The sequence below is a fragment of the Actinomadura formosensis genome (genome assembly GCF_050948385.1).
GTDB classification, from domain to species: domain Bacteria; phylum Actinomycetota; class Actinomycetes; order Streptosporangiales; family Streptosporangiaceae; genus Spirillospora; species Spirillospora formosensis.
In genome coordinates, this window is the sequence record NZ_CP192011.1 from 1,395,494 (window position 1) to 1,418,860 (window position 23,367).

At 67.5% G+C, this 23,367-nt stretch carries 26 protein-coding genes, 1 tRNA gene and 1 pseudogene; 16 read left to right on the plus strand and 12 right to left on the minus strand.

The window, feature by feature from the left end; genetic code table 11:
* Nucleotides 1-89 precede the first annotated feature (89 nt).
* Together ACQP1N_RS06585 and ACQP1N_RS06590 are read right to left on the minus strand one after the other, a co-directional pair.
* A complete protein-coding gene (locus tag ACQP1N_RS06585) occupies nt 90-1,574 on the minus strand; it encodes a potassium/proton antiporter (RefSeq protein ID WP_067794212.1) in 1,485 nt (494 codons plus the stop codon).
* A 231-nt stretch (nt 1,575-1,805) separates the two neighbouring features.
* Nucleotides 1,806-2,327 (minus strand): 5-formyltetrahydrofolate cyclo-ligase, encoded by a 522-nt coding sequence (locus ACQP1N_RS06590; RefSeq protein ID WP_433232600.1) that lies wholly within the window; start codon nt 2,325-2,327, stop codon nt 1,806-1,808.
* A 92-nt stretch (nt 2,328-2,419) separates the two neighbouring features.
* Here ACQP1N_RS06590 and galU point away from each other — a divergent pair, with 92 nt between their 5' ends.
* From galU to ACQP1N_RS06630, 8 genes are all read left to right on the plus strand, one after another.
* Nucleotides 2,420-3,355: a UTP--glucose-1-phosphate uridylyltransferase GalU gene (galU, locus tag ACQP1N_RS06595; RefSeq protein WP_067794213.1), complete on the plus strand. Its 936-nt coding sequence runs from the start codon at nt 2,420-2,422 to the stop codon at nt 3,353-3,355.
* 25 nt (nt 3,356-3,380) lie between these two features.
* The gene (glp, locus tag ACQP1N_RS06600) at nt 3,381-4,589 is read left to right on the plus strand and encodes a molybdotransferase-like divisome protein Glp (RefSeq protein WP_433229634.1); all 1,209 of its coding nucleotides are present in this window, start codon (nt 3,381-3,383) and stop codon (nt 4,587-4,589) included.
* Nucleotides 4,586-5,053, plus strand: a complete 468-nt coding sequence (moaC, locus tag ACQP1N_RS06605; protein WP_433229636.1) for a cyclic pyranopterin monophosphate synthase MoaC — start codon at nt 4,586-4,588, stop codon at nt 5,051-5,053. Before glp ends, moaC begins: the two co-directional genes overlap by 4 nt.
* A gap of 8 nt (nt 5,054-5,061) precedes the next feature.
* Nucleotides 5,062-5,529: a MogA/MoaB family molybdenum cofactor biosynthesis protein gene (locus ACQP1N_RS06610; RefSeq protein WP_242608843.1), complete on the plus strand. Its 468-nt coding sequence runs from the start codon at nt 5,062-5,064 to the stop codon at nt 5,527-5,529.
* A 118-nt stretch (nt 5,530-5,647) separates the two neighbouring features.
* Nucleotides 5,648-6,277, plus strand: a complete 630-nt coding sequence (locus ACQP1N_RS06615) for a GNAT family N-acetyltransferase (protein ID WP_433229638.1) — start codon at nt 5,648-5,650, stop codon at nt 6,275-6,277.
* A 215-nt stretch (nt 6,278-6,492) separates the two neighbouring features.
* Complete coding sequence (sepX, locus tag ACQP1N_RS06620) at nt 6,493-7,014, plus strand: divisome protein SepX/GlpR (protein ID WP_433229641.1); 522 nt, start codon at nt 6,493-6,495, stop codon at nt 7,012-7,014.
* A gap of 47 nt (nt 7,015-7,061) precedes the next feature.
* Nucleotides 7,062-7,135: transfer RNA gene (locus ACQP1N_RS06625), tRNA-Ala, on the plus strand.
* 664 nt (nt 7,136-7,799) lie between these two features.
* Complete coding sequence (locus tag ACQP1N_RS06630; RefSeq protein WP_433229644.1) at nt 7,800-8,402, plus strand: hypothetical protein; 603 nt, start codon at nt 7,800-7,802, stop codon at nt 8,400-8,402.
* A gap of 466 nt (nt 8,403-8,868) precedes the next feature.
* Here the strand turns inward: ACQP1N_RS06630 and ACQP1N_RS06635 are convergent, their stop codons facing one another.
* Nucleotides 8,869-10,668 carry a hypothetical protein gene (locus ACQP1N_RS06635; protein ID WP_433229647.1) on the minus strand — a complete coding sequence of 600 codons (1,800 nt, stop codon included), beginning with the start codon at nt 10,666-10,668 and terminating at the stop codon, nt 8,869-8,871.
* A gap of 558 nt (nt 10,669-11,226) precedes the next feature.
* Here ACQP1N_RS06635 and ACQP1N_RS06640 point away from each other — a divergent pair.
* From ACQP1N_RS06640 to ACQP1N_RS06655, 4 genes and pseudogenes are all read left to right on the plus strand, one after another.
* Entirely contained in the window at nt 11,227-11,427 is a 201-nt protein-coding gene (locus tag ACQP1N_RS06640) for a hypothetical protein (protein ID WP_433229649.1), read from the plus strand.
* Between the two features lie 143 nt (nt 11,428-11,570).
* Nucleotides 11,571-11,873, plus strand: coding sequence for a hypothetical protein (locus ACQP1N_RS06645; protein WP_433229651.1), 303 nt, complete (start codon nt 11,571-11,573; stop codon nt 11,871-11,873).
* Nucleotides 11,874-12,068: 195 nt separating this feature from the next.
* A pseudogene (locus tag ACQP1N_RS06650) lies at nt 12,069-12,152 on the plus strand (transposase); the annotation flags it as partial.
* A gap of 329 nt (nt 12,153-12,481) precedes the next feature.
* A complete protein-coding gene (locus ACQP1N_RS06655) occupies nt 12,482-12,610 on the plus strand; it encodes a hypothetical protein (RefSeq protein WP_433229654.1) in 129 nt (42 codons plus the stop codon).
* 80 nt (nt 12,611-12,690) lie between these two features.
* On the opposite strand, the gene ACQP1N_RS06660 is transcribed toward ACQP1N_RS06655, so the two are convergent.
* Nucleotides 12,691-13,746, minus strand: coding sequence for a DUF2157 domain-containing protein (locus tag ACQP1N_RS06660; RefSeq protein WP_433229657.1), 1,056 nt, complete (start codon nt 13,744-13,746; stop codon nt 12,691-12,693).
* 239 nt (nt 13,747-13,985) lie between these two features.
* Here ACQP1N_RS06660 and ACQP1N_RS06665 point away from each other — a divergent pair, with 239 nt between their 5' ends.
* Nucleotides 13,986-14,570, plus strand: a complete 585-nt coding sequence (locus ACQP1N_RS06665; protein WP_433229660.1) for an HD domain-containing protein — start codon at nt 13,986-13,988, stop codon at nt 14,568-14,570.
* Nucleotides 14,571-14,791: 221 nt separating this feature from the next.
* Here ACQP1N_RS06665 and ACQP1N_RS06670 read toward each other — a convergent pair whose 3' ends face one another.
* The 3 genes from ACQP1N_RS06670 to ACQP1N_RS06680 are packed head-to-tail and all read right to left on the minus strand — an operon-like array spanning nt 14,792 to nt 17,760.
* Nucleotides 14,792-15,163, minus strand: a complete 372-nt coding sequence (locus tag ACQP1N_RS06670) for a hypothetical protein (protein WP_433229662.1) — start codon at nt 15,161-15,163, stop codon at nt 14,792-14,794.
* Nucleotides 15,164-15,175: 12 nt separating this feature from the next.
* Nucleotides 15,176-16,282 (minus strand): hypothetical protein, encoded by a 1,107-nt coding sequence (locus ACQP1N_RS06675; RefSeq protein ID WP_433229665.1) that lies wholly within the window; start codon nt 16,280-16,282, stop codon nt 15,176-15,178.
* Between the two features lie 38 nt (nt 16,283-16,320).
* The gene (locus ACQP1N_RS06680; RefSeq protein WP_433229668.1) at nt 16,321-17,760 is read right to left on the minus strand and encodes a hypothetical protein; all 1,440 of its coding nucleotides are present in this window, start codon (nt 17,758-17,760) and stop codon (nt 16,321-16,323) included.
* Between the two features lie 399 nt (nt 17,761-18,159).
* On the opposite strand from ACQP1N_RS06680, the gene ACQP1N_RS06685 reads away from it, so the two are divergent.
* Together ACQP1N_RS06685 and ACQP1N_RS06690 are read left to right on the plus strand one after the other, a co-directional pair.
* Nucleotides 18,160-18,654, plus strand: coding sequence for a MarR family winged helix-turn-helix transcriptional regulator (locus tag ACQP1N_RS06685; RefSeq protein WP_433229671.1), 495 nt, complete (start codon nt 18,160-18,162; stop codon nt 18,652-18,654).
* Nucleotides 18,651-19,088, plus strand: a complete 438-nt coding sequence (locus tag ACQP1N_RS06690; RefSeq protein WP_433229674.1) for a hypothetical protein — start codon at nt 18,651-18,653, stop codon at nt 19,086-19,088. Before ACQP1N_RS06685 ends, ACQP1N_RS06690 begins: the two co-directional genes overlap by 4 nt.
* Before the next feature lie 156 nt (nt 19,089-19,244).
* Here ACQP1N_RS06690 and ACQP1N_RS06695 read toward each other — a convergent pair whose 3' ends face one another.
* The 4 genes from ACQP1N_RS06695 to ACQP1N_RS06710 all read right to left on the minus strand — a co-directional run bounded on the left by ACQP1N_RS06695 (nt 19,245) and on the right by ACQP1N_RS06710 (nt 22,072).
* Nucleotides 19,245-20,354 (minus strand): hypothetical protein, encoded by a 1,110-nt coding sequence (locus ACQP1N_RS06695; RefSeq protein ID WP_433229677.1) that lies wholly within the window; start codon nt 20,352-20,354, stop codon nt 19,245-19,247.
* 294 nt (nt 20,355-20,648) lie between these two features.
* Entirely contained in the window at nt 20,649-20,909 is a 261-nt protein-coding gene (locus tag ACQP1N_RS06700) for a DUF397 domain-containing protein (RefSeq protein ID WP_433229680.1), read from the minus strand.
* A gap of 165 nt (nt 20,910-21,074) precedes the next feature.
* Entirely contained in the window at nt 21,075-21,263 is a 189-nt protein-coding gene (locus ACQP1N_RS06705; RefSeq protein ID WP_433229683.1) for a DUF397 domain-containing protein, read from the minus strand.
* The gene (locus ACQP1N_RS06710) at nt 21,254-22,072 is read right to left on the minus strand and encodes a helix-turn-helix domain-containing protein (protein WP_433229685.1); all 819 of its coding nucleotides are present in this window, start codon (nt 22,070-22,072) and stop codon (nt 21,254-21,256) included. The genes ACQP1N_RS06705 and ACQP1N_RS06710 overlap by 10 nt, the downstream gene beginning before the upstream one ends.
* Nucleotides 22,073-22,207: 135 nt before the next feature.
* On the opposite strand from ACQP1N_RS06710, the gene ACQP1N_RS06715 reads away from it, so the two are divergent.
* Nucleotides 22,208-22,597: an ATP-binding protein gene (locus tag ACQP1N_RS06715; RefSeq protein ID WP_433229687.1), complete on the plus strand. Its 390-nt coding sequence runs from the start codon at nt 22,208-22,210 to the stop codon at nt 22,595-22,597.
* A 103-nt stretch (nt 22,598-22,700) separates the two neighbouring features.
* Here the strand turns inward: ACQP1N_RS06715 and ACQP1N_RS06720 are convergent, their stop codons facing one another.
* Complete coding sequence (locus tag ACQP1N_RS06720; RefSeq protein ID WP_433229689.1) at nt 22,701-23,345, minus strand: GntR family transcriptional regulator; 645 nt, start codon at nt 23,343-23,345, stop codon at nt 22,701-22,703.
* Nucleotides 23,346-23,367 lie beyond the last annotated feature (22 nt).

Genomic DNA, 23,367 nt, shown 5'->3' on the forward strand with positions numbered 1-23,367 from the left:
CTGCTAATGGTACCCATGCGTGGAACACTATTCGCCCCCGACCTGTTCCCTGACCGGTCAGGGAAACGTCCGGCCAGGGGAGCGGCCGGTCAGGCGCCCGTCTCGCCGAACCAGCCCGCCAGCCGTCCTTTGCGGCTGACCGCGCGCAGACGGCGTTCGGTGATCCCGCGCACGGCGTCGGTGGTCACGACCAAGAGCGTGTCACCGGCCTGCAAAGGCGTGGTGGGCTCGGGGACGAAGCTCGCCCCGTCCCGCACGACGAGGGTGATGGACGCGCCGGGCGGCAGCCGCAGTTCGAAGATCTCCACGCCGCTCAGCATCGAGTCGGGCGGGATGCGGACCTCCAGAAGGTCGGCGTGCAACTCCTCCAGCGGCGCCGCCTCCACGTCCAGTTCGCGGGTCTGCTCGTCGCTCTCCAGCCGGCACCAGCGCGCGACCAGTGGCAGCGTGGGCCCCTGGAGGAGGGTGAACATGACGACGATGTTGAAGACGATCGCGAACAGCCGTCCGGCGCTCGGGACATCGGCGACCATGGGGATGGTGGCGAGGACGATCGGCACGGCGCCGCGCAGCCCGGCCCAGGACGTGAAGATCTTCTCGCCCCACGACAGCCCGAACCCGATCGTGGACAGCCCGACCGATACCGGACGGGCGATGAGCAGCAGCACGAACCCGACGATGAGCGCGGGCAGGATCTGGCCGGGGAGGTCACCGGGGTCGGCCAGCAGGCCGAGCATCACGAACAATCCGATCTGGGCGAGCCAGCCGACGCCTTCCGCGAAGCCGCGGGTGGCGGGACGGTGCGGAAGCCGCGAGTTCCCGAGGACGAGCCCGCTCACGTAGACGGCGAGGAACCCGCTCCCATGCAGCAGTGAGGCAGCGCCATAAGCGCCGATGGACAGCGACAACACCGCGATGGGGTAGAGGCCGGAAGCCGGCAATGCGACACGCCGCAGTGCTTGTGCGCCGAGCCAGGCGATCGCGATACCGATGACGGCGCCGGCGGCCAGTTCGTACACCATCACGCCGAGCAGTTCGACCAGGTTGGGGGCGGTCGTATGGGCGCTGAGCGTGACGACGATGATGACGACGGGAGCGTCGTTGAAGCCGGACTCGGCCTCCAGCAGGCCCATCAGCCGGGAGGGCAGCGGCAGCCGCCGCAGCACCGAGAACACGGCCGCCGCGTCGGTCGGCGCGAGCACCGCGGCGAGCAGGAACGCGGGTCGCCAGTCCATCCCCACCAGCCACATGGCGGCGAGGGCGACCACGACGATGCTGAGCAGGGTGCCGAGGGTGGACACGCTGAGCGCGGCGGGCACCGAGGGCCGCATGCGCCGCCAGTCGGTGGTGATGCCGCCCTCCGCGAGGATCAGGACGAGGGCGGCGAGGCCGAGCGTCTCGGCCAGTTCGGCGTTGTCGAAGCGAATGTGGAGAAGGCCGGACTCGCCGATGAGGAGGCCGAGGCCCAGGTACGCCAGCAGCGTCGGCAGACCGGCCTGGTGGGACAGCCGCACCGCGATGATCGCGCAGAGTACGAGCGTGGCCCCGAGGAGTAGCCAGATGTCGAGGTGCACATCCCGCCCTTCGAGGTCGTCAAACTTGATCGTTTAGGAATCCTACAGATTCAGCGGCCGATCGCGCATTTCCAGTTGATGGACGGCCTGCCGGGAAGACCGATTACCGCCGCTTGACCTGCGGATTTACCCCGTTGACGATGTTCTGCACGTCCCGTCCCCGGATGGCCGCGCTGACGTTGTCGCGACCCACCGCGACCAGGTTCGGCCGTGCCCGGACGGCCCCGCCGGTCAGCCGAGCCGGACCAGCCCCCGGGACGGCGTCACCACCGCCCTGACCCGCTGGTCGTGCGGCTCCGCCGGCAGGCTCTCCACCAGTTCGTCGTCGTACAGCAGCGCGACCGTCAGGATCGCCGGCCCGACCCGCGCGAGTGCCCGGTCGTAGGAGCCGCCGCCGCGGCCGAGGCGCACGCCCGTCCGGTCGACGGCGACGGCCGGGGTCAGCACGACGTCCGCGCTGGCCACGGCGCCCGGACCGCGCGGCGGCTCGGACGGCTCCAGGCAGCCGCGCGGCCCCGGGACGAGCGAGTCGGGCCCCTCGTAGGACGCCCAGTCGAGATCGCCGTCCGGCAGCAGGCGGGGGAGCAGCACATACGCCCCGCGCTTCCACAGCGCGAACAGCAGGCCCCGCGTGTCCGGCTCATCGCCGATCGAGACGTAGGCCGCGATCGTCCCCGCCATCTCCACCTCCGGGACCTCCAGCAGCGCGTCGCGGATCGGCCGTCCCGCCGCGGCCCGGATCTCGGGCGGCATCGCCGCACGTCTGCCGAGCAGTTCCGCCCGGAGATCGGTCTTCGAAACGATGTCGTGCACGCTGTCGTCCTCACGATGGCTAGGGTCGGTACATGGCCGACATTGCACCTGTACTCAAGGCGGTCGTCCCGGCGGCCGGTCTCGGTACCCGATTCTTGCCCGCCACCAAGGCGACCCCCAAGGAAATGCTGCCCGTCGTCGACAAACCGGCGATCCAGTACGTCGTCGAGGAGGCGGTCGACGCCGGCCTCAGCGACGTCCTGATGGTCACCGGCCGCAGCAAACGGTCCATCGAGGACCATTTCGACCGAGCCTACGAGCTTGAGGAGGCGCTGCGCGCGAAGGGCGACGAGGAGCGGCTGAACGCCGTGCACGAGTCCAGCGACCTCGCGATCATGCACTACGTCCGGCAGGGCGAGCCGCGCGGGCTCGGGCACGCCGTGCACTGCGCCCGCCAGCACGTCGGCAACGAGCCGTTCGCGGTGCTGCTCGGCGACGACATGATCGACGCGCGCGACAAGCTGCTGCGCCGCATGATCGAGGTGCGCGACCAGTACGGCGGCAGTGTGATCGCGCTGATGGAGGTCGAGCCCGACCAGGTCTCCGCCTACGGGTGCGCGGCCATCGAGGCGACGGACGAGGAGGACGTCGTCCGCATCTCCGACCTCGTCGAGAAGCCCGCCGTCGAGGAGGCGCCGAGCAACTGGATCATCATCGGCCGCTACGTCTGCGACCCCGCCGTGTTCGACGTCCTGGAGAAGACCCCGCCCGGACGCGGCGGCGAGATCCAGCTGACCGACGCGCTGCGCACCCTCGCCGACATGCCCGCCGACCAGGGCGGAGGCGTCTACGGCGTCAAGTTCCGGGGCCGCCGCTACGACACCGGCAACAAGCTGGAGTACCTGCGGACGGTCGTCCAGTTCGCCGCGGAACGTCCCGACCTGGCGCCGGAGTTCATCCCGTGGCTGCGCGAATTCGTCCGGAAGCAGGACGGCTCCGGCGGCGCGGGCGGTCCCGGGACCGCCTGACAGCGGCCAGACTGGGAACGTGGTCATGAGAACGGTCGATGAGCATCTGACGGAGATCCTCGGCAGCGTGAAGGTGCTGCCGCCGCACGAGCTGGCGCTGCTGGAGGCGCAGGGCACGGTGCTCGCCGAGCCCGTGTCCGCGCCGGTGCCCGTGCCGCCGTTCGACAACTCCGCGATGGACGGCTACGCCGTCGTCGCGGCGGACATCGCGGCGGCGACCGACGCGGCCCCGGTCGCGCTGCCCGTCGTCGGGGACATCGTCGCGGGCGACTCCGGCCTGCCGGCGATCCGGCCCGGCCTGACCGCGCGGATCATGACGGGCGCGCCGCTGCCCGCCGGTGCCGACGCGGTCATCCCGGTCGAGTGGACGGACGGCGGAAGCGCCACCGTCCAGGTCTTCCGTGCCGCACCCCCGGGCAACTACATCCGGCGCGCCGGCGAGGACGTCCGCGCAGGCCAGATCGTCGCGGACGCGGGCACGCGGCTCACCGCGCCCCAGCTCGGGATGATCGCGGCGGTGGGGCGGGCCCGGGTGACGGTACGCCCGAAGCCCCGCGTCGTGGTCGTGGCCACAGGCGACGAACTGCGCGAGCCCGGAACTTCTCTGGCGCCGGGTCAGATCTGGGAGTCGAACTCGTTCATGCTCACCGCCGCCGTGATCGAGGCAGGCGGAGTGGGCATCCGGCAGGCCACGGTCGAGGACGAGCCCGGCAAGGTCCTGGAAATGTTCCAGGACCAGCTCGTCCGGGCTGACGCCATCGTCACCACCGGCGGCGTGTCCATGGGCACCAGGGACGTCGTCAAGGAGGTGCTGACCGGCACCGGGACGGTGGGCTTCCACAAGGTGCGGATGCGTCCCGGTAAGCCGCAGGGGTTCGGCCTCTTTGACGGCACGCCCGTGTTCACGCTCCCTGGCAACCCTGTAAGCGCATACGTGTCGTTCCAGGTCTTCGTGCGTCCCGCGCTGCTCGCCATGCAGGGGCTGGCGCCGGACCCCCTGCAGACCGTGACCGCAGTACTCGCCGAGGACGTCCAGTCGCCCGCGGGGCTCCGGCACTATCTGCGGGGCAAGCTGTCGTTCAGCCACGGGTCCTACACCGTCACGGCGGCCGAGGTGCAGGGCTCGCACCAGCTCGGCTCGCTCTCGTCCGCGAACGCGCTCATCGAGCTTCCGGAGGATGTCGAGGTCATGCCGGCCGGTTCCCACGTCAAGGTCATGAGGTTGCCGTCATGACGGAGTTCACCCACCTGGACGACGCGGGAGCGGCCCGCATGGTCGACGTGTCGGCGAAGGACGTCTCGGCCCGGACCGCGACGGCGACGGGCTTCGTCCGCCTGTCGGCCGAGTGCGTCGCCCTACTGCGCGCCGGTGACATCCCCAAGGGCGACGCCCTGTCCGTGGCCCGCATCGCCGGGATCATGGGGGCCAAACGCGTTCCCGACCTCGTCCCCCTGTGCCACCCCATCGCACTGCATGCTGTCACCGTCGACCTGGACGTCCGGGACGACGGCGTCGCGATCAAGGCCGTGACCAGGACCGCCGACCGCACCGGCGTCGAGATGGAGGCGCTCACCTCCGTCAGCGTCGCCGCGCTCGCGCTCGTCGACATGGTGAAGGCCGTCGACCCCGCCGCCGTGATCACCGACGTGCGGGTCGAGGAGAAGACCGGCGGCAAGACGGGAGTGTGGCGGCGATGATCAGGGCGATGGCGGTCACGGTCTCGAACCGGGCGGCGGCGGGCGTCTACGCGGACAAGTCGGGACCGGTGCTGGTCGAGATGCTGGAGGACCTCGGCTGCCAGGTGGACGGCCCGGTGGTCATCCCCGACGGCGAGCCGGTCGCCGAGGTGCTGCGGGACGCGGTCGGCACCGGCTATGACGTCGTGGTGACGTCCGGCGGGACGGGCCTCACCCCGACCGACCAGACCCCCGAGATGACCCGGCGAGTGATCGAATGGGAGATACCGGGCATCGCGGAGGCGATCCGGCTGGAGGGCCGCGAGAAGGTGCCCGCCGCGATCCTCTCCCGCGGCCTCGCCGGCGTCGCGGGCCGCACGCTCATCGTCAACCTGCCCGGCTCGACCGGCGGCGTCCGCGACGGCATGACCGTCCTGGGCCGCGTCCTGGCCCACGCGGTGGACCAGTTGGGAGGCGGCGACCACCCCCGCCCCTGAAGAGCAGGCGTCGCGTGGGGACGGAACACGGGTGCCGGGCGCGACGAACGTCCCGCGTGCCCGGATTCTCGGGGAGAATTGATGGCGTTCAGACGTCCGACCAGGGAATCATGGAACCGTGGAACGTTTACGGGGATGGCCGGTCACCCTGACCGAGGGCCCTGTAGGACTGCGCCCGCTGCGGCACCGCGACGCCGCCGTGTGGCGTGAGCTGCGGGTGCGCAACGCCGACTGGCTCCGCCCCTGGGAGCCCACCAACCCCGAGACGCCGCTGTTCCGCAGCGGCCTCGGACCTTACCTCAGCATGGTCCACACCATGCGCCGCGAGGCCCGGCAGGGTCTCGCGCTGCCCTGGGTCGTCACGTACGAGGGAGAATTCGTCGGCCAGCTCACCATAGGCGCGGTCGTCTGGGGTTCCGCCCGGTCCGCGCAGATCGGCTACTGGGTCGACAAGGGCGTCGCCGGGCGCGGCGTCATTCCGACCGCCGTCGCGCTCGCCGTCGACCACTGTTTCTTCACCGTCGGCCTCCACCGGTTGGAGGCGAATATCCGTCCGGAGAACGCCGCAAGCCGCCGCGTCGTCGAAAAGCTCGGATTCCGGGAAGAGGGAATTCGGCGCCGCCACCTGCACATCGACGGCGCCTGGCGCGACCACATCTGCTACGCCCTCACCGTCGAGGACGTGCCCGGTGGCCTGCGCGCACGCTGGCTCGCCGGGCGCAAACAGGCATTTCCCCGCCGCGCATGAACCGCCCATGACTTTCCCGCCGTAAGAAACCTGCGAACGAGAAGGCCCGGCAAACGGAGAGTAACGGCGCGATCGATTTCGCGACACACCGTCCCTCATGCTCGTCAACCTCTGACAGCCCCTCGTACCGTGCGGGGCGTGGCCCTGCTCCCAACGCACGTTCGCGCGCCGAAAGTCGGTCCGCTTCTTGAGCGTGCCCCGGGATGGTGGGGCCGGTGAGCAGCACCGTCCTGTATCTCGCCATTGTCGCAGTCTGGGCGATCGTTCTCGTACCCATGTGGCTGCGCCGCGACACCGAGACGACCGGAATCTCCCGGATCCTCCACAAGCGTCCCGAAGACGACGAGGAGGAGGAAACACCGGCCGAGGACGTCCCGCAGCCGCATCGCCGGGTCACCCGCGCCACCATCATCGCCCGGCGCCGCCGCCGCACCGCGGGCCTCACCCTGCTCGTCCTCACCGCCGTCGCCGTCGTCGCGTCCGGCGTCGCGCCCTGGTGGGTCACGCTGCCCCCGGCCGCCCTCCTGGCCGGCCACCTGGCGCTCCTCCGCGTCGCCGTCGGCATGGACGCCGCCCACCGCCGCGCCGCCGCCCGAGCCCGCGCGGCGGCCCGCGCCCGCGCCCGGGAGGCCCGCCGTGCCGCCGAGACCACCGAACCCGCCGAGGTCATCGACCTCGTCGCCCCCGACGAGGTCTTCGACCAGTACGCCGACGACCGCCGCGCCGTCGGCGAATAACCGGTGCGCGAGCACCCCCCGATGTTTGCTAACCTTACGGAGTCCTCGGGGCTGTAGCGCAGTCCGGTAGCGCACCTCGTTCGCATCGAGGGGGTCAGGGGTTCAAATCCCCTCAGCTCCACCGAGACATCCCAGGTCAGAGGCCGGTTCCGGAGAAATCCTAGACCGGCCTCTGATCATTTGCTGCCACGTTGCCACCAAGACTGAGTGACACCAGATGGCACGATCCGGCCACCAGAACGCCACCCTCGCTCCACATCGACGCAGTCGTAGTGCCGCGACGTAGGCCCCACTCCGCCGGTGCGCGCCGCAAGATTGATCTCTGAGGGTGCACCTGTGGCACCAACGTCCCGAGCCCGCACCGTTGGTTCCGCCACCGAGCGGCTCGGCCGCTGATATGGGATGGCGCGAACGCGGGTGTGCCCCAAGCGGCCATCACCCAGGTGATGACGGCTTTCAGGTTGGCGCGGGCAGCGCCGCCGCAGTCCCTAACGCCTCTTTTAGTGATCTCTCGGCTCCAGCGGACCGGGGCTCTCATGGGCGTACATGCTCCGTCAACTGGGCTTCGAGATCAGCGATGGGCTTGTCGAGGAGGAGAATCGGTCGGCCACCGCAGTTACGCATGAGAGCGACTGCCAGGTCCAGAAGGGCCTGGGCGTGAGGGGCGGGTCGGGAGCGCCCAGTACCGAGGGGCAAGCGCGAATCGAAGGTGATGCACCGCGCACTATGACCTAAGCGACCAGTCACACTTACCAGCACTCGCCATCTGGTGTATGACACGTCGGATGACAGAACTCAGTACCAAGCTGGACGAGCTTGTGGCGCTCGTTCCCCCTCCGGGCGTTCCCGACCTAGGGACCAAGAGCTGGGACACCGTGTTCGCCGAGCTCGGCAGCCCCCTTCCTGCGGACTTCATGCTGTTGGTCGAGCGGTACGGCAACTTCCAGATCGGCGGCTACGGAACCGACTGGAGAGGCGAGAACACGCGCCGCCTCGAATACCTGGGGGTGATGGACCCGCGATACGCGGGTGGCAGCTGGGCTAAGGGGGCGGTACACACTGGGAATGTCTACCGAGAGCTGAGGGAAGCTCATCCGGACAGCTATCCCATGGCGGCATGGCCGGAACCTGGCGGGTTCTTGTCATGGGGCAACACCATCGACGCCGACCACTTCGGCTGGCTGACCGTCGGCCGGCCCGACGACTGGCCGATCGTGCTGTGGGGACGAGGCGACCAGTGGGCTGACCAGGAGCCTCTCCAGATCACTGTGACAGAGTTCCTGGTGAACTGGTTCTCAGGTTCTCCAGACCTCCCGCACATGGCCGATCTGTGGCCGGGCGGTAGCTTCGGCCCAGTGTGGTGTGGCGCCCTCCTCTTGGAGCCCTGACAAGGTCAGTTCACTGCGCCGAGCGAGGTCACTGGAGCCGGACTAGACCGCCGATGGCGCTAAGTCGTCAAGGCGCTGCAGTGGTGTCCAGGCGGGACATGCACCTTCTCAGCCAGTCGGGGCAACTGTAGCGTGACCGGTGGAAAGCTTCCTCGTACTCACGCGAGAGAATTTTCCCGCAGTGGGAATGCATCCTTTCAGTGTTGCAACGACTCCTTGAACTCAAGCAACCAACTCGGGGCGCTCCATGCGCCATCGCCCCGCTACTTTCCGATGGCGGGGCGATGGATCTTTTCAGATCAGAGTGTCACTTTTTCTGGTGACGTTTGGCGGTGTATTTGAAGAACGCCGTGCCTGCCGAAAAGATAACCGCGACCGCGCCGACCACGATGAGGATCTGGACGAGCGCCGGTACTGCTGAGGGCATTGGGGTTCCTTTCTCGGCGGAACGACTGAGACCGGCTCGTCAGGAGCCACCCCGGAGGGAGACCTTCCCACTGGGCCATGCGTCGATTCTAAGCCAGTATGGTCTGGCGACGTACCTCATGTAACTGACCTTGGCGTTGAAGCCGATGTTCATGTACCTGGTACCACCACTGGCTCCGGCGCCGTTGTTCCACCAGCCGCACCACGTCTGAGTGATTTCGGCAAGGTAGTTGTCGCTGTGGACACAGTCATACCAGTTGATGTAGACCCGGCTACCGTTGTACTTGAACTCGCCAGTCATCTTCGACTTGGCGACCGAGCATTTCCAGCCCGATCCGTTGCCCCACCTGGGGCGCTTGGTGGAGTAGCAGGAATGGGCAACGACCTTGCGGTACTTCCACCTGGCCGCGACCCCGACCGTGCTTCGAGGCTGGGACGCGAACGGGGGGGAAGGAACCACCGTCCCCTCGGGTGTGGAGGGGATGTCGCTCTCGGGGCCGACGGTGAGTTCGGTGCCGCTGACACAGTTGTCGCCGAGTGCGGTGCCGGTGGCCTCGCTTGCCACCCTGCAGTCCTGCGTAGGCACCTCGGCGACGCTGGTCAGGTAAGTGCCACCCGACATGGGCATGACCGCGTCGGTGGGTTCAACCTCGGGCACGAGTTTGGTGTAGGAGTAGGCGTCGACCGACACGGTGACGGAGGCCGAACCGGCGTTGTGGATTGTGATCTGGCCGTCGGTGCCCAGTTTGGCGAAGGTGAAGCCGCTGATCTGGTTGCCGGCCTGGTAGCTGACGGTCTGCGAGCCGGGATTGGCTGTCCCGGCTGGGTAGACCTGTAGGGCACCGGCCCCGGAGTCGCTCTTGGCGGTGAGGTTGATACCTACACCGTCGGCGTCGGCAGGTACCCCGCCGACCTGGGTGAGTTTCAACGTCTGGTCGCCGCCGGCGGGGAGAGACGCCTCATTGGAGACGCGGGTTGGGTCAACGGCGTTGAGAGCCAGGTGGTCGGGCACGGTTCCGGCGGTGGCGAAGTAGCCGGTGACCTCAACCCAGACGCTGGTGGCGCCCATGGCAAAGTTGTGGATGTTGATCTTGCCGTTGGTCCCGACCTTGGCGATCACTGAGTTCTGGAGCTTGCGGTTGGGCACGAAGTCGATGGTCGCGTCAAGCGGCCAGCCCTCGTCGGACGGGTACACACGGAGGGTGCCGCTGTCGCGAGGGCTGAGCGTGGAGATGTTCAGTGCGACGGCATCCACGCCCTCGCCGGGGATGCCGGACTGCCCTAGTGGCGCAAGCTCGAAGTTGCCATTGCCGTCGATGTTCTGATTGGTCACCAGCATCAAGGGGTTGAGCGGCACGTAGGTGCTGCCTTTGGTTACGTAGGGGTTCTCCTCGTTCAGGGTGTAGCCCTGAACGTCCAGGTAGACCTTGACCGGCTGGTTGCTCTTGTTGATGATGTTGATCTTGCCGTCGGCGCCGACCTTGGTGGTCAGCATGTCGGCAAGGTAGAAGTTGGAGTTGTAGTTGAGCGCGGTGGCATTGGGCTCGGTCAGCCCGCTGGGGTAGATCTTCAGCGAACCGTTGTTGAACCAGTCACCCTTGGCGCTGATGTTGACCGCCACGGACGCCAGGCCGGAGGCCGGGAGGCCGCCGACGCCAGCGACCGTCACCGCGGTGGTCGCGTTCGCCTCGATCTTGATGTTGTTGGCGAGCCGGGCTCGGGCGATGTGGTATTGCCCGGACTTGGTGAGGTTCAGCGGCGCCGGGTCCGCTTCTGCCGCGACCGCAGGGTGAGCGTTGTTGACGTCGCTGACGGTGAGGCCGCTGATGACACCGGTCACCAGCGCTCCCGCCAGAAGTCCTGCGCGCCAACGGCCACGCGAGGGGATTCCTTTGTGCATCATTCCTCTCCTGGGCCCCCGAGATGGAGACCAAGCAATGAAATACCCATGCCGGGGCACTTCTGTCAAAGGATGACTGAAAGTGTAAGCACCAAGATCCACTCTGTAAAGATTGACAAAGATCATTCTTTTCTTGTAAACTAACTGGAAAACCTGCGCGTCCGCGCGCCCAGAAACACAAAGGCCTCAATAGATATCCTGAAGGCAGGACTTGTGGCCACCTTGTGCCACTGCAGTGCCACAAGGTAGGGGCTGTGTGGCCTCTGGTGGACACCTGCCGGCGGGGGACCTGTGTCAGGCGATGGCAGCGAACGCAGTTGCGGCGCACACTCGAGAATCTCTTGAGTGATCCAAGCGTCATGCTCAGTGATCGTCCCGGTGCATCTTCCTCCGAGGTAACCGCACTAGTTAGAGTTACCGAATGTGTCTTGACGGTTACTGGACTGTGATGTGTGGGTGGGTTACCCCTGGTGGATGTGGTATGGCGAAGGCAGTGGGTTGAGCGCTGTGGAGCGGGCGCGGCGGGAGGCCCTGCGGCTGGAGGCCGCAGGGTTGTTCGTGCAGGGCTGCCTGTCGGATGCGCAGATCGGGCGCCGGTTCCGGGTGTCGCGGATGTCGGTGAACCGGTGGCGGCGGGGCCTGGCAGGCGGGCGGAACGGCCGCGCTGACCTCCAAGGGACCGGGCGGCGCGAAGTGTAAATTGACTGACGAGCAGGTGACCTGCTTGCAGAAGGCGTTGGAGGCCGGCCGTACACGGCTGGACTGAGGATCAGCGGTGGACGCTCGCTCGGATCGCCGCGGTGATCTAGGAGTTGTTCGCTGTCGCCTACACCCCAGCCGGTGTGGACGTGCTGCTGCACCGGATCGGGTGGAGCGTGCAGGCACCGTCCCGCCGAGCGCGACGAGCAGCAGATCGACCGGTGGCGGGCAGAAGTGTTGCCGACGGTGGAAACACCGCGGGCGACCCGGGCGCCTGGATCTGCTTCGAGGGCGAAGCCGGCCAGGGACTGAGGCCGCCCAAAGGCACAGCCTGGGAACGGCGCGGACACACACCGGTGGTGCGCGTCACCGCCCGCGGCACCCACCGGGTCTCGCTGGCCGCGTTTGTGGCCGTCAAGCCGGGCGACCGTCCCCACCTGTTCTAGCGGGCGCACGCCTACCGTGGTCGCGCCGGCGAGAAGAAGGGCTTGGACGAAGGCGACTACATAGCCCTGCTGGATGCCGCTCATCAGCAGCTCGGCGGGCCGATCGTGGTCTGTGGGACAACTGTGAGACTCAGGAGGCGTCCTCAACACCCACCGCTCGGCCCGGATGTGCCGCTGCCTGGCCGTCCGGACTGGCTGACCGTCTTCTACCTGCCGCCCTACGCGCCCGAACTCAACCCCGTCGAGGGCGTGTGGTCACACCTGAAACGGTCCCTGCTAATCTCGCCAAACACACCATCGACCAGCTCATAACACATCCAGCACCGGCCCGCCCTGCTTACCGGCCTCCTCGCCTACACCCACCTGCCAATCGGTAACCCCAACTATTGAACCTCTCTAGCTTTCCCCGGGGTGGCAGCCTGCCCTTACGCTCCGGGCTTCCGATATATCGCTTGCCTGACTACCGGTTTATGGGAACCGATGGACGTCGGTGTATAAGCATTCAGGCCGGGCATGGAGGTGACGGGCGTGCGGGTCGGGTGACAGTCTGTCTTTTTGATCGTTACGGCCTGCGCGTGGCGTGATCTTGGGTGTCTTGTCTAGAGGAGTTGTCGCGTACGGAGCTGATCGCCCTGGCACAGGGGCTGGCGGCCGACAACAGGCGCAAGGACGCGGAGATCGCCCGGCTTACCGTGCAGATCCGCCGCCGGTTGGCCGAGCCCGGCGCATGTCAATGAGCGGGGTGGCCTCGACGATGGTCGCGTCGCGTTCACCGTCACCGGCGGTGCGGGCATCACGTCGCGAACTTTGCGCTCGGTTATCTGCGTTTCTCTTCCGTGGGATGTCCGGTCCGTCGGGTTCGGTGTACGCCCGGAGTCGCTTCCGGTGGTTCCGAGGGCGCTTTCGGCGGACGGGGAAGGTCCTGGCCGGGACCGCGGTGCCTGGCCAGCCAGAGCGCCGCGCCGAGCAGGACCACGCCGGCCGAGAACACCGCGATGGGGGCGGCGGCGGACTGGGGCAGGTAGCGGGCCACGGTCTGGGGGAGAATCTGGACGATGCCGTAAGCCCCGAACGCCACGAGCCACACCCTGCGCGCCATCACCCCCGCGGTCACCAGCCCCGCGACCGTCATGAGCGCGAGCACGTGCCCGGCCGCGGTCTCCATCGTGAGTTGCGCGCCGACGAGCAGCCCGGCCGCCGCGGCGATGAGGCCCACCGTGCGCGGTGGTACCAGGCCCTTGTGCGCGGCCAGCCCCCACAGGGCCGACAGCCCCCAGACGCCCAGCCCGGGTCCCCACAGGACCAGGTCGGCGTCGGCACGCGCGATCCCGCATCCCACCGCGACGGCCAGGGCGGCGAAGACCGCCAGGTGCTGCAACGGCGAGCGGGTCCGTCTCCACAGGATGAGGCCGTACACGGCGGCGGCCGACGATGCCAGCGTCCCGGTGCTGGTCGGCTCCATGTGCCACACCTTGGCGCCCAGCAGTCCGGTGAACGCGGCCAGGCACGCGGTCGACAGCAGCCACAGGACGCCGCGGAGACGCTCCAGCGCCGGGTCACGGCCGGTCGGTACGGCGGCGCCCGCCAGCAGCAGCGCCGCCGCGCCGGCCGCGGCGAACGCCAGTTCGGCAACGGTGGGGATGTCCGGCCAGAACTCGTTGACGGCGAGGAATCCGGCGATGACGGCCAGCGCACCGCCGAGGTAGCCGAGTGCCTCGACGACCAGCGGAGTGCGGCCGTCCCGTGTGCCGCGGGGGCGGTCCGCCCGCTCCGCCGCCTCGATCCGCGCGGCCTGGTCCGCGTCGATCAACCCTGCGGCGACCCAGCGACCGAGCCGATCGTGGAGTGTTGGATCGGGCTTCTCGTTGGGCATGGCGGCCTCCGTCTCTCGCCTTCATGGTCGGCCGTCCGGGTGGATGCGTCCACGGGCGAAGGTCCCTGCCGGGCCGTGATGGTCCTCCCATTCGCGGCGCGGCCGGACCCGCAGGGCAGCGCGGGTTCGCCCGGTGGGTGGCCTTGCCCGCCTGTCTGTAGTCCTGGGTGGGCACCTTGGCGGCGCGTCAGCCTCTACGGTCTACGTATGGCGGGCGGTTGTTGAGAGTAAGGACGGGCATGGCGAACGAAACGGAGCGGCTGGCGGGTTTCCTGTACGAGATCGGGCTTCTCAAGCGCTACAAGCGCACGGGCTGGCTTGTCGCGGGCGTGAAGGACCCCGAGAGCATCGCCGACCACTCGCTCCGTACGGCGATCATCGCGAGCGTCCTGGCCGTGATGGAGGGCGCCGATCCCGAGCGTGCCGCGCTGCTCAGTCTCTTCCACGACAGCCAGGAGACGCGTCTCACCGATATCCCTTACCTGGCCAGGCCGTACGTGACTAAGGCGTCCAACGAGGAGGTCACCGGGCGTCAGACGCGCGGCCTGCCGGAGGCGGTCGCCGCGTTGGTCACGGGTGCCGTCGCGGAGTACGAGGGCAAGGCCAGTGCCGAGGCGATGTGCGCCCGTGACGCGGACAAGCTGGAGTGCCTCATCCAGGCCATCGAGTACCGGGAGCACGGCAACCAGAACACCCGGCCGTGGGTGGACAGCTCACTCGCCCAACTCCAGACCGCGTCCGCCAGGCGTCTCGCCGAGGAGGCGCAGAAGGCCGGCTCTCTCGACTGGGTCATGCGAGCGTTGAACGACGATGAGGACCTGTAGCGGCGATCCCGTACCTGGGCGGTCCGTAACGCTGCTGTACAGCCGAGAAGTACGGCAACGCACCCGCACACGGGCGCGTCTGATCACTCACCACCGCGCCCCGGCCGGCAAGGCTAAGGGGTCTCCTCGGCCGGGCCGGCGGTCGGCATCGAGCGGCGTCGCGGCTGTGAGAACCGACCAACGGCCGCGGTGATCAGCGAAGCGCCCCGACTACCTGGTGTTCAGGGTCCGAAGCGGTTGCGCTGCCGTCCGTGGTCACCGACCTGGACGCCCTGCGAGTCGTTCGCCACGACGTTGTACTTGGCCGTCCGTCCTTCAGCGAGGAGGCCGAGGACCCTCTGAGCGGCCTCAAGTAGTTCAGCATCGTTGTCCGCGCCATTGTCCAGCAGCGCCTCCGCCAGCAGAACTTTCCAGGCCGGGTCGTATTCGTGCCGGGCGAGAACGAGTTCGGCGGCACTGTTCCCGGCGACCCGCGCCGCGGCCAGCTCCTTCAGCCGGGTGTAGGCGTCTTTGACGGCCGCGGCCGTGGTGTCGCTGAGACCTGCCGCGGCACCCGCGCCAAGCGCGGCGACGACCGCTGTTACTGCGTCCATGGTCACCTTTCATCATCGCACTCGCGTCGCCTGCCAGGCGAGGGTGATTGGATTTTCTTCGGTTCCCTCGACCTTCGAGACGGTGAACTTCTTGACAATCCCACCCTCGACCAGCGTCGGCTTTATCTGCACGCCCTGGAAAGTGCCGTGGTCGTACCAGCGATAAGAGCCGTCCGGCATATGCCTGAGGGGAAGGTCATCATAAGGCGAATACCCGCCGCCGTGTGCGACCACCGAAGTGTCCCAGTGCAGGATGACTCCGCATGGCCGGCCGGTGCACTTCCCTGGTTTGATCTCGGCTGACTTGCGGTTCTTGCGCTCCTCTTCGAAGACCCAGGACCAGTTGGTATTCGGAACTTTTCCTTCGAGTGTGCCGTCACTGAGCGCATAGGAGCCAACAATATTTCCCTCGGACGGCGAAGAGGTGATGGATGGGCTCGACGTCGGGGTCTTGACGTGCCTGCCCTCCACGGAGGGGGGAACAGTCAGCGTCTTGAGCGTCGCGTTGAGCGCTGTTGATGTGGTGACGAAATTCGGTTTTGGCGCCTTGATGACGGTGGCGACTTTGACCAGGGGCTGCCGCTCCTTCTGCGGAACCTTGTAGCCGATGAATCGGAAGTCCAGTTGCACCCCGGCGTCCTCCGCCTTCTTGCGGACCGAGCGTTGCAGCGCGGATTGGTCGGCCGTGCAGGCATCAACGCCATGGGAGGTCACCACAATGATCCGATTCTGCTTTCCGCCTCGGAAGGGGTACCGTCCGGAGAAATCGTCGACCGCAGCGAGGATGCCGCTTTCGAGTGTGGCGTTACCCGACGGCGTCAGCGTCTGCACGGACCTGCTGATCTCCTGGGCATGACCCGTGCCCGCGCCCACGATCTGGGACGTGTTGGTCCTGGTGCCGCAGGAGCCGCCGAACCGGCGCAGGGACAGGGAGTCGTGGTCGCCGGAGTTCTGCGCGGCCGAGCCGACGGCGTTTGCGATCGCGGTGAACTGCTTGTCGTCCTTAGGCAGTGAGGCATCGACGAGGAACGCGGTTCGGTATTCCGGGATCGCACGCATCACCAGGAAGACCGCGACGCCGACCGACAGCGCGACGGCCGCCAGGATGATCAGTAACACTCGGGGCCAACGCCTGCGGTGGGCGGATGAAATGCCGGTCACGGTTTCTTCGCCGGGTTGGCGCGGAGGGGGGCCAGGGCCTGGTTCATGCCGTTCACCTCGTTGTTGTAGTCCTTCGCCGCCTGTTGGAACACCGTCAGTTGCGGGTCGAGCGGCGACCCGGCCCTTGCGGCCTTGAGCAGAGCATCGGCCGCCGCGACGACCCGCCGTTGTTTTTCGCGCAGCCGAAGGGCGCGGTCACGCACGTCGCGAGCGGTGACGTCTTTCGCCCGGGCAGCCAGGTCGCCGAACTGCGCGGCCGTACCGTCCACCGACTTTCTCGCCCGCCCGAGAGTGCTGTCCGCGAGGTCGAGGCGCCCGTTCACGATCGCCTGTACGGCCGTGTTCACCTGGGTCACCGTGGTGTTAAGGGTGTCGACGATCGACTGGGCACCCTTGAGTACCGGTTCGGTGTTGGCGTACCAGTTCAGGGTCCGCTGCAGCTCTGTCGCGTTCTTCACATAGGCGGGCCGCGGTGCTTTGGCCGCCGTGGCGATTCTGTCGAGCGTGCGGCGCTGCCCTTCAGGAACTTGGTAGCCGATCAGCCGGAACTCCAGGGACAGTCCAGCCGCGCCGATCCGATCGCGGATCTCGTTCTCGACGTAGGAGGTGTCGCTGTCACAGGCGTCCACGCCATGCCGGGTCACCACGATGATCCTGTCGACCTGCCGGGCCTTGCTGGTGAGCGGTTTGGAGAAATCCTCGACCGCCTCCACGATCCCCCGCACCAGTGTCGGCCCGCCGCCCGCCCGGATCCGGGCCGCCTCGTTGGTGATCTTCTGCCGGTTGCCGGTGGCGAAGCCGGCCAGTCTGGTGGTGTTGCCGGACGTGCCGCACTCGCCGCCGAACCGACGCAAAGACAGCGCATCGTGGTCGCCGGAATTTCCGATCGCCTTGCGCAGCGACGTCGTGACCGCGGCGAGCCCGGCCGGATCGGCGGCGTCCGCCGCGTCGACAAGGAACTGGGTCCGGTAGTTGGGGGCGAATTCCGGCGAGAACCAGTCGAAGTACAGCCGGCCCGCGCCCACGGCCAGCACCGAGGCGATCAGCGTCACCAGCGACGCCCACAGCACCGCCGGCACATCAACGTGGAAGACGTTCTCCTGGTGCCCGTGATCGCCGATGAGGATTCCGCGGCTGCCGGTGACCTGGACGGTCAACTGCTTCACATATGGCCGCGCGGCGCGTTCCGCCGGAGCGTCGGCCATGGCCGCGCGTCGCCGTGCGCGCCGAGCGGCGACCGCGCCGTATACGGCGACCCCCATCCCGGCCACCGCTGCGAACAACCCGATCATGCTGGCCGACTTGTCGGCATCATCCGGCCTGACCACGGCGAAGTACACCGCCATCCCGCCGAAAGCCATAGCCGTCACCAGGCCGCCGGCCCATGCCACCGCACTCCGCGTCATATCCGCATCATCAACGACCCGGGAGATCATCTTTCCGGCCCTGCCCGATATGTCGCCTTGAACGGCTGACCATAATCGGTCAGCAAAGCCCGCCGAACCTCAATGGCCCGCCGAAAGAAAGAACCCATCATCCGATGCGCACAAAATTCCTTTAACGGACATCGCTTTTGGTTCGCTGCTGATACAAGACTGTGACTGGGCTACGGTCATTCGACCTTGACAGATCGTCTCCTGATGGCCGTGCAGGATTGTCGGCGCGTAGCCGGGACTCTGCGCCAGGCCGGAAATCGCCGAGTGCCGATAGGTGATCGGCCTCGGTTCGTCCGCCTCGATCTTGCTGACCTGCGGGCCCCCGGCTCGGGGATGCCGTGCCGCCGGCACTTCGTCTCGCGGCCCGCAGGGTCTGGGTTTAGATGCTAAACTCGCGGAGTGAGTGATGATGGCGAGGCGGCGATCGGGGACGTGCTCATCGACGTCCTGGACGCGGTCCTGTACTTCGACAAGAAGCAGGTCGTGCAGGCCGAAGGGGTACGGCTGTATCCCAGCGAGGTGCACATGCTCGTGAGCGCGATGCACGGTGCGAGCTTCACCCAGATGGCCCGGCAGTTCGGCATCTCCAAGGGCGCGGTCTCGCAGACCTTTCTGCGGCTGGCCGGCAAGGGCGTCCTGGTCGTGGGCAAGGACCGCGCCCGCAAGAACTCCGCGACCATCACGCTCACGCCGCTGGGCAGGACGCTCCTTGAGGAGATCATGGCCCTGCGCGGCCGGCTGGGCGAGGATCTGGCCAGGTGCCTGGACGGATACTCCGAGGCCGAGTTGGAGACGCTCAAACGATTCGTTCTGGACTTGCGGACCTTCGTCCGCGAGTCGCTCGTCGTCGCGCCGAAGACCTCGGACGGCACTCAGGAAGGTGGCACCCGATGAACCGAGTCCCCCGGCTGCTGCACGCCGCCTACTGGATCGGCGCGGTGGCGGACGCGCTGGCGCTCATTCCGCTGCTGGTCCCCAAGGCCGCCGAGGTCATGCTCGGCCTCGACGGGTTCGCGCCGGGCTCGGACTACCGGTACGCCGCCGGTATCGCCGCCGCCCTGATGGCCGGATGGACCGTGCTGCTGGTCTGGGCCGACCGCAGGCCGGTGGAGCGGCGGGGGGTGCTGCTGCTGACCGTGTGCCCCGTGCTGATCGGCCTCATCGCCTCCGGCGGATACGCCGTGCACAGCGGCCTGACCCGCCTGCCCTACCTCGCACCGGTCTTCGTCTTCCAAATCGGCGCCAGCGTGCTGTTCGTCGTGGCCTATCTGCGCGCCCGCGCAGCCGAGCGCGGCCCATCACACGGCGCCGCGCACGCAGCGGGCTGATTCCGTTCCGGGTCCCGGGCGGGAACCCGTCCCAGGGCGTGCATCGGAAGTCGATCTTGCGCATGCGATGCTCTCGGTACGTGGCGTAGGGCGGGATATGCCCGAGAGGCATGGGCCGTGGGGCGGGTGTACGACCTGCTCCGCCGCTGGCAGATCCTAAGCCGGGTCCGGTGGAACTTGGCCCGATGGACGTGCCGTGTGCGTGGAGACTGCGGCGGCCTCGGCGTCCGCTGCCGCCGCCTCGTCGATGCGGCCGAGCCGGCGCAGGCAGGCACTCAGGGTGAGCAGCCCGTCATGCAGGTTCCGCTCGGCCCGGCGGACGCGCTCATGCGACGATTCCAGTTCTTCCTGTCGCCGCTGGCGCAGATACCACTCGGCATAGCGAGGGTCGTGGTCCCAGTCGTCTTCCGCCTCCACCTTCCGGTGATTCTCTTGAGCCCAATGCGCGATTTCACGGTAGAGGTTCACCGCTTCCTTACCGGCGTCCAGGGCCTTCTTAGGCAGACCCAGCGAGAGCAGACGGACGCTGAAGCCGTGCCAGGTACCTGCCAACTCAAGGTGAGGTTTACGGCGCCGGACTTTCTGCATCGCCTCGGTGATGCACACGCCCGCTTCTTCGGTCCGCCCGCTCCGGACCAGTCGTTCGCTGAGCAGATCCACCGTTGTAAGGAACTTGGCCGTGGAATCGGAACGCTCCCGCCAATAAGCCACGACCTCAGCGGTCACCTCCGCTGCCTCAGCAACGCGGCCGACGGCGTCAAGCCGATCCGCATAGGCTGCCAGCGCATGGCTGAGTTCGAGGTCCACCGAGGCGCCCCCACGGCGCTTGAGCCGCCCGCGGATCTCGTCCACAGCCGCGGCCGCGGACTCCACCGCCTCCTCACGGCGGCCGAGTCTGGCAAGGAGCACCGTCCGCCATTCCCGAGCTTTCGGGGCCTCTACCTGCGCGGATCGGTCGGTGTCTGACAGCCGCAGCTGCTCATCGACGACTTCGAGCGCCTCCTCGTAGCGCTTGATGTCCACGAGGTTGCTGCGCAGTGCGGCCAGGGCATGGGCGATCTTGCCGGCGAAGACGCCCGGTCGGCCGGCGTCCAGCTCCCGATACACCATGAGTTCTTCACGACGTGCTAGCGAGGCGAGGTCGTCCCACCCCAACTCCGTCAGCAATTCGGCGAGCCGGTTCAGCGCCTCAGGAAGTGCGGTCGTAGTGGGCCATGCGTCCGAGGGCCGCCCACGCATCTGCTCGACCTTTTCCAGCTCGTCCACCGCCCACCCGACGGTCTTGTCCGGCCGGACCAGGCCCCGGTAACGGCTTGAGTCCACGGAGCGTTTGAGCATCCCACGGTGGACCACATCGGCATTCCCCTCAGCCACCGCCTTTGTATAGCACGCCTCTCGGCCGTCGCAGCACGAATATGAGTAGGGCACCGTCTCGCGACCAGCACATTCGAAACACGCCGCAAGTCAACGGGAAGTCGGGGCGGTTGTCCGTGGTGTGGGGACGAGATGACTGTCGCGGCTCAGTGCATCGGGAGGCCGCTGGGGGTCGCCGATGGACGGTCAGTGTGTCTCGGAGGTGGATCGGACGGCCGTTCGCAGGGCTGCGCGGGTCAGCAGGAGGATGGGGCCGTCCGGGTCCTTGCTGTCGCGCACCGCCACTACCCCGGCTGCGTCCGCTAACTCGATGCAGTTGCCGCCGTTGGGGCCGCTGTGTGTGCTCTTGCGCCAGTTGGTGGCCGGGATGCTTGCCAGTTCGACGCAGTTGCCGCCATTGGAGGCGCTGTGGCTGCTTTTCTGCCAGTGGACGTTTTTCAGGTCCATGGAGTCAGTGTCGGACGCGGTGCGGGGTTTGTCAGGGGGGTGGGGTGTGGTCGGCCGGGAGCGGCCGGGGCTCTGGGAGTGCTTGTCGGTGGGCGGCGGGTCGCCTGGGGTGGGGGTGTGGGCGACTCGCCGCGACTCAACGATGTGCGGGGATTGGGGGGTCGGTCAGCGGGTTGTGGGGGTGGACTGCACCGCGCTGCGCAGGGCTGCGCGGTTCAGTAGGAGGATGGGGCCGTCCGGGTCCTTGCTGTCCCGCACCGCCACCGCACCGGGGAGCCCGGCCAGTTCGACGCAGTCACCACCGTTGGAGCCGCTGTAGCTGCTCTTGTGCCAGGTGGCGTTCTTCAGGTCCATTTTTCTTGGACCACCTTTCTTATGAATTCACGTGACATCTCTTCTGTCAGTGCCCGTGAACGTAGGGTGACCAGGGTCCGTGCAACAACAGAGAGGTCTGCGGGATCGTCCGTCGTGAGAGGACGGACGGCTGTCTCGATGTACGCGACTTCGCTTCGGTCCTCCATTGTCGCGAGCACAAATGCGCCCATGTTGCCGTCATGTTCGCCGCTTCCCAACACTACTTGAACCGTGATGTTGGGCAACATGCTCATGTCCACCAGGTGTTCTAGCTGCTCCCTCATCGTCTCTGGGGTGCCGACCTGCCGGTAGAGCGCTTGCTCGTCGATCAGGATCACGTAGATCGGTGGGGAGGCCCCGTCCTCCCTCGGTTCCTGGAGGATCTTCTGGCGGCTGATCCGAGCGTCCGCAGCCTCCTGATTACCGTGCAGGATTGCCAGCGCGTAGCCGGGAGTCTGAGCCAGACCGGGAATCACCGAGTGCTGATAGGTGATCAGCATCGCTGCGTCACCCTCGATCTTCGGCCAGTCGAACCAGATCGGGACGGGATGACCGTCCTTGTTCAGGTCTTCCCAGAGGTTAATGAGCGCTCCGTCGGCCTCCAGGTAGTCGTCCACGATCTCCACGAACGATCGGGTAGCGCGCTTCTTGCCGTTCTCGATCTTGCTGACCTGCGGGCCGCTCACCTGCGTCAGGTGAGCGATGGTCTCCTGCTTGACCTCTTTGGCCTCCCGTAAGCGGCGCATCTGGCGGCCGAAGGCGATAAGGGCGGGGGACTCGCTGGGGCGACGTTGGCGACGGGGGGACATGCCACCTGCCTCTCGTGGGCATCTTCCGAGACTGAGAATGATCTTCCTTTGCCTGCCACCTTGTGACGGCAGCCACATCGTAGACGAAAAGTGCCTCACTGTGTTGGTTAAATCACAGATAGTGAGGAGATGATCGTGGGCGAGGCGGCGGAGAACGAGATGGTGGTGAAGCAGGACCTCAGAGTTGTCGCGGAGGTGCGGCGGTTCGTGCGGTTGGTCACCGGCCGGTGGGGCATGGACGACTTCGTGCCGTGCCTGGTGGCGAGCGAGCTGGTCACCAACGCGCTGCGGTATGCGTCCGCGTCGGATGACGATGTGACCTTGCGGTTGGACCGCACCGAGGACGGCGGGTTGTGGATGGAGGTCCAGGACGCCGCCTGCGCTCTGCCGTACATGCAGGAGGCGGACGCGGCCAGTGAGGCCGGTCGGGGCCTGTTCATCGTGGACCGGGTCGCCCTGTGCTGGGGCGTCCGGCCGCTGGCCGGTAATGCCGGCAAGGTCGTCTTCGCGGTTCTGAACCCGTGAAGACCGCGCGGAGGGGCGGTGGGAGGGGGCCGTCCCTCCGCGCTGCCGTATGCCGGTGCTCAGGGCAGCCGGAACCCGCGTCGCCGCTCTTGGCAGGCGGGGTTCAGCGTTCGGAGAGGCGGGCGAGGATTCTGTCCTTGCCGCTCTCCCAGTTGGCCTTGAGCGCCTCCACGGCGCCCTCGATGTCCGCGGACACCAGGTGCTCGGCGATCCGCTCGTGTTCCTGCGCCGAGCGTTCGAGCATCTCCCAGTCGCCCACCATGACCCGCTCGTAGCGGTGCATGGTGAGCTTCAGCGAGGTGATCAGGTCCATCAGCCGCTCGTTCGGGCAGCCCGACAGCAGCAGATCGTGCCAAGCGTCGTCGTAGCGCTCGATCACCGCGTACTCCGCCTCGGGCGCGGAGAACGCGCGGGCCTCCTCCAGCAGCCGGGGGGCGACCGCGCGGAGATGGCCGGGGTCGGACAGTTCCAGTGCCAGCGATTCCATCGCCGCGACGATCGTCGTGAGGTCCTCGAACTCCTTCGAGCTCATCGGCGCGAACCGGAATCCCTTGCCGCGCTCGCTCAGGATGATCCCCTCGCGCTCCAGGCCGATGAGCGCCTCACGGAGCGGGGTGCGGCTCACGCCGAGTTCGGCGGCCAGCGCCATCTCGTTGATCGGCTGGTCGGGGCCGAACTCGCCCCTGGCCAGCCGTTCTAGGATCTCGTCCTTGATCTGCTCGCGCAGGGGCCGGCGGTCGATCGCCATCCTGTCGCCATCCTCTCCCCGA

Excerpts from the sequence above, each read along its gene's own strand:
- glp (WP_433229634.1), top strand. The coding sequence starts at position 3,381 with ATGAGAACGGTCGATGAGCATCTGACGGAGATCCTCGGCAGCGTGAAG.
- ACQP1N_RS06665 (WP_433229660.1), top strand. The coding sequence starts at position 13,986 with ATGGCGAACGAAACGGAGCGGCTGGCGGGTTTCCTGTACGAGATCGGG.
- ACQP1N_RS06590 (WP_433232600.1), bottom strand. The coding sequence starts at position 2,327 with ATGCCGCCCGAGATCCGGGCCGCGGCGGGACGGCCGATCCGCGACGCG.
- ACQP1N_RS06705 (WP_433229683.1), bottom strand. The coding sequence starts at position 21,263 with ATGGACCTGAAGAACGCCACCTGGCACAAGAGCAGCTACAGCGGCTCC.
- ACQP1N_RS06720 (WP_433229689.1), bottom strand. The coding sequence starts at position 23,345 with ATGGCGATCGACCGCCGGCCCCTGCGCGAGCAGATCAAGGACGAGATC.
- ACQP1N_RS06680 (WP_433229668.1), bottom strand. The coding sequence starts at position 17,760 with ATGATCTCCCGGGTCGTTGATGATGCGGATATGACGCGGAGTGCGGTG.
- galU (WP_067794213.1), top strand. The coding sequence starts at position 2,420 with ATGGCCGACATTGCACCTGTACTCAAGGCGGTCGTCCCGGCGGCCGGT.
- ACQP1N_RS06700 (WP_433229680.1), bottom strand. The coding sequence starts at position 20,909 with ATGGACCTGAAAAACGTCCACTGGCAGAAAAGCAGCCACAGCGCCTCC.
- ACQP1N_RS06630 (WP_433229644.1), top strand. The coding sequence starts at position 7,800 with ATGACAGAACTCAGTACCAAGCTGGACGAGCTTGTGGCGCTCGTTCCC.
- moaC (WP_433229636.1), top strand. The coding sequence starts at position 4,586 with ATGACGGAGTTCACCCACCTGGACGACGCGGGAGCGGCCCGCATGGTC.
- ACQP1N_RS06610 (WP_242608843.1), top strand. The coding sequence starts at position 5,062 with ATGGCGGTCACGGTCTCGAACCGGGCGGCGGCGGGCGTCTACGCGGAC.
- ACQP1N_RS06670 (WP_433229662.1), bottom strand. The coding sequence starts at position 15,163 with ATGGACGCAGTAACAGCGGTCGTCGCCGCGCTTGGCGCGGGTGCCGCG.
- ACQP1N_RS06690 (WP_433229674.1), top strand. The coding sequence starts at position 18,651 with ATGAACCGAGTCCCCCGGCTGCTGCACGCCGCCTACTGGATCGGCGCG.
- ACQP1N_RS06710 (WP_433229685.1), bottom strand. The coding sequence starts at position 22,072 with ATGTCCCCCCGTCGCCAACGTCGCCCCAGCGAGTCCCCCGCCCTTATC.
- ACQP1N_RS06660 (WP_433229657.1), bottom strand. The coding sequence starts at position 13,746 with ATGCCCAACGAGAAGCCCGATCCAACACTCCACGATCGGCTCGGTCGC.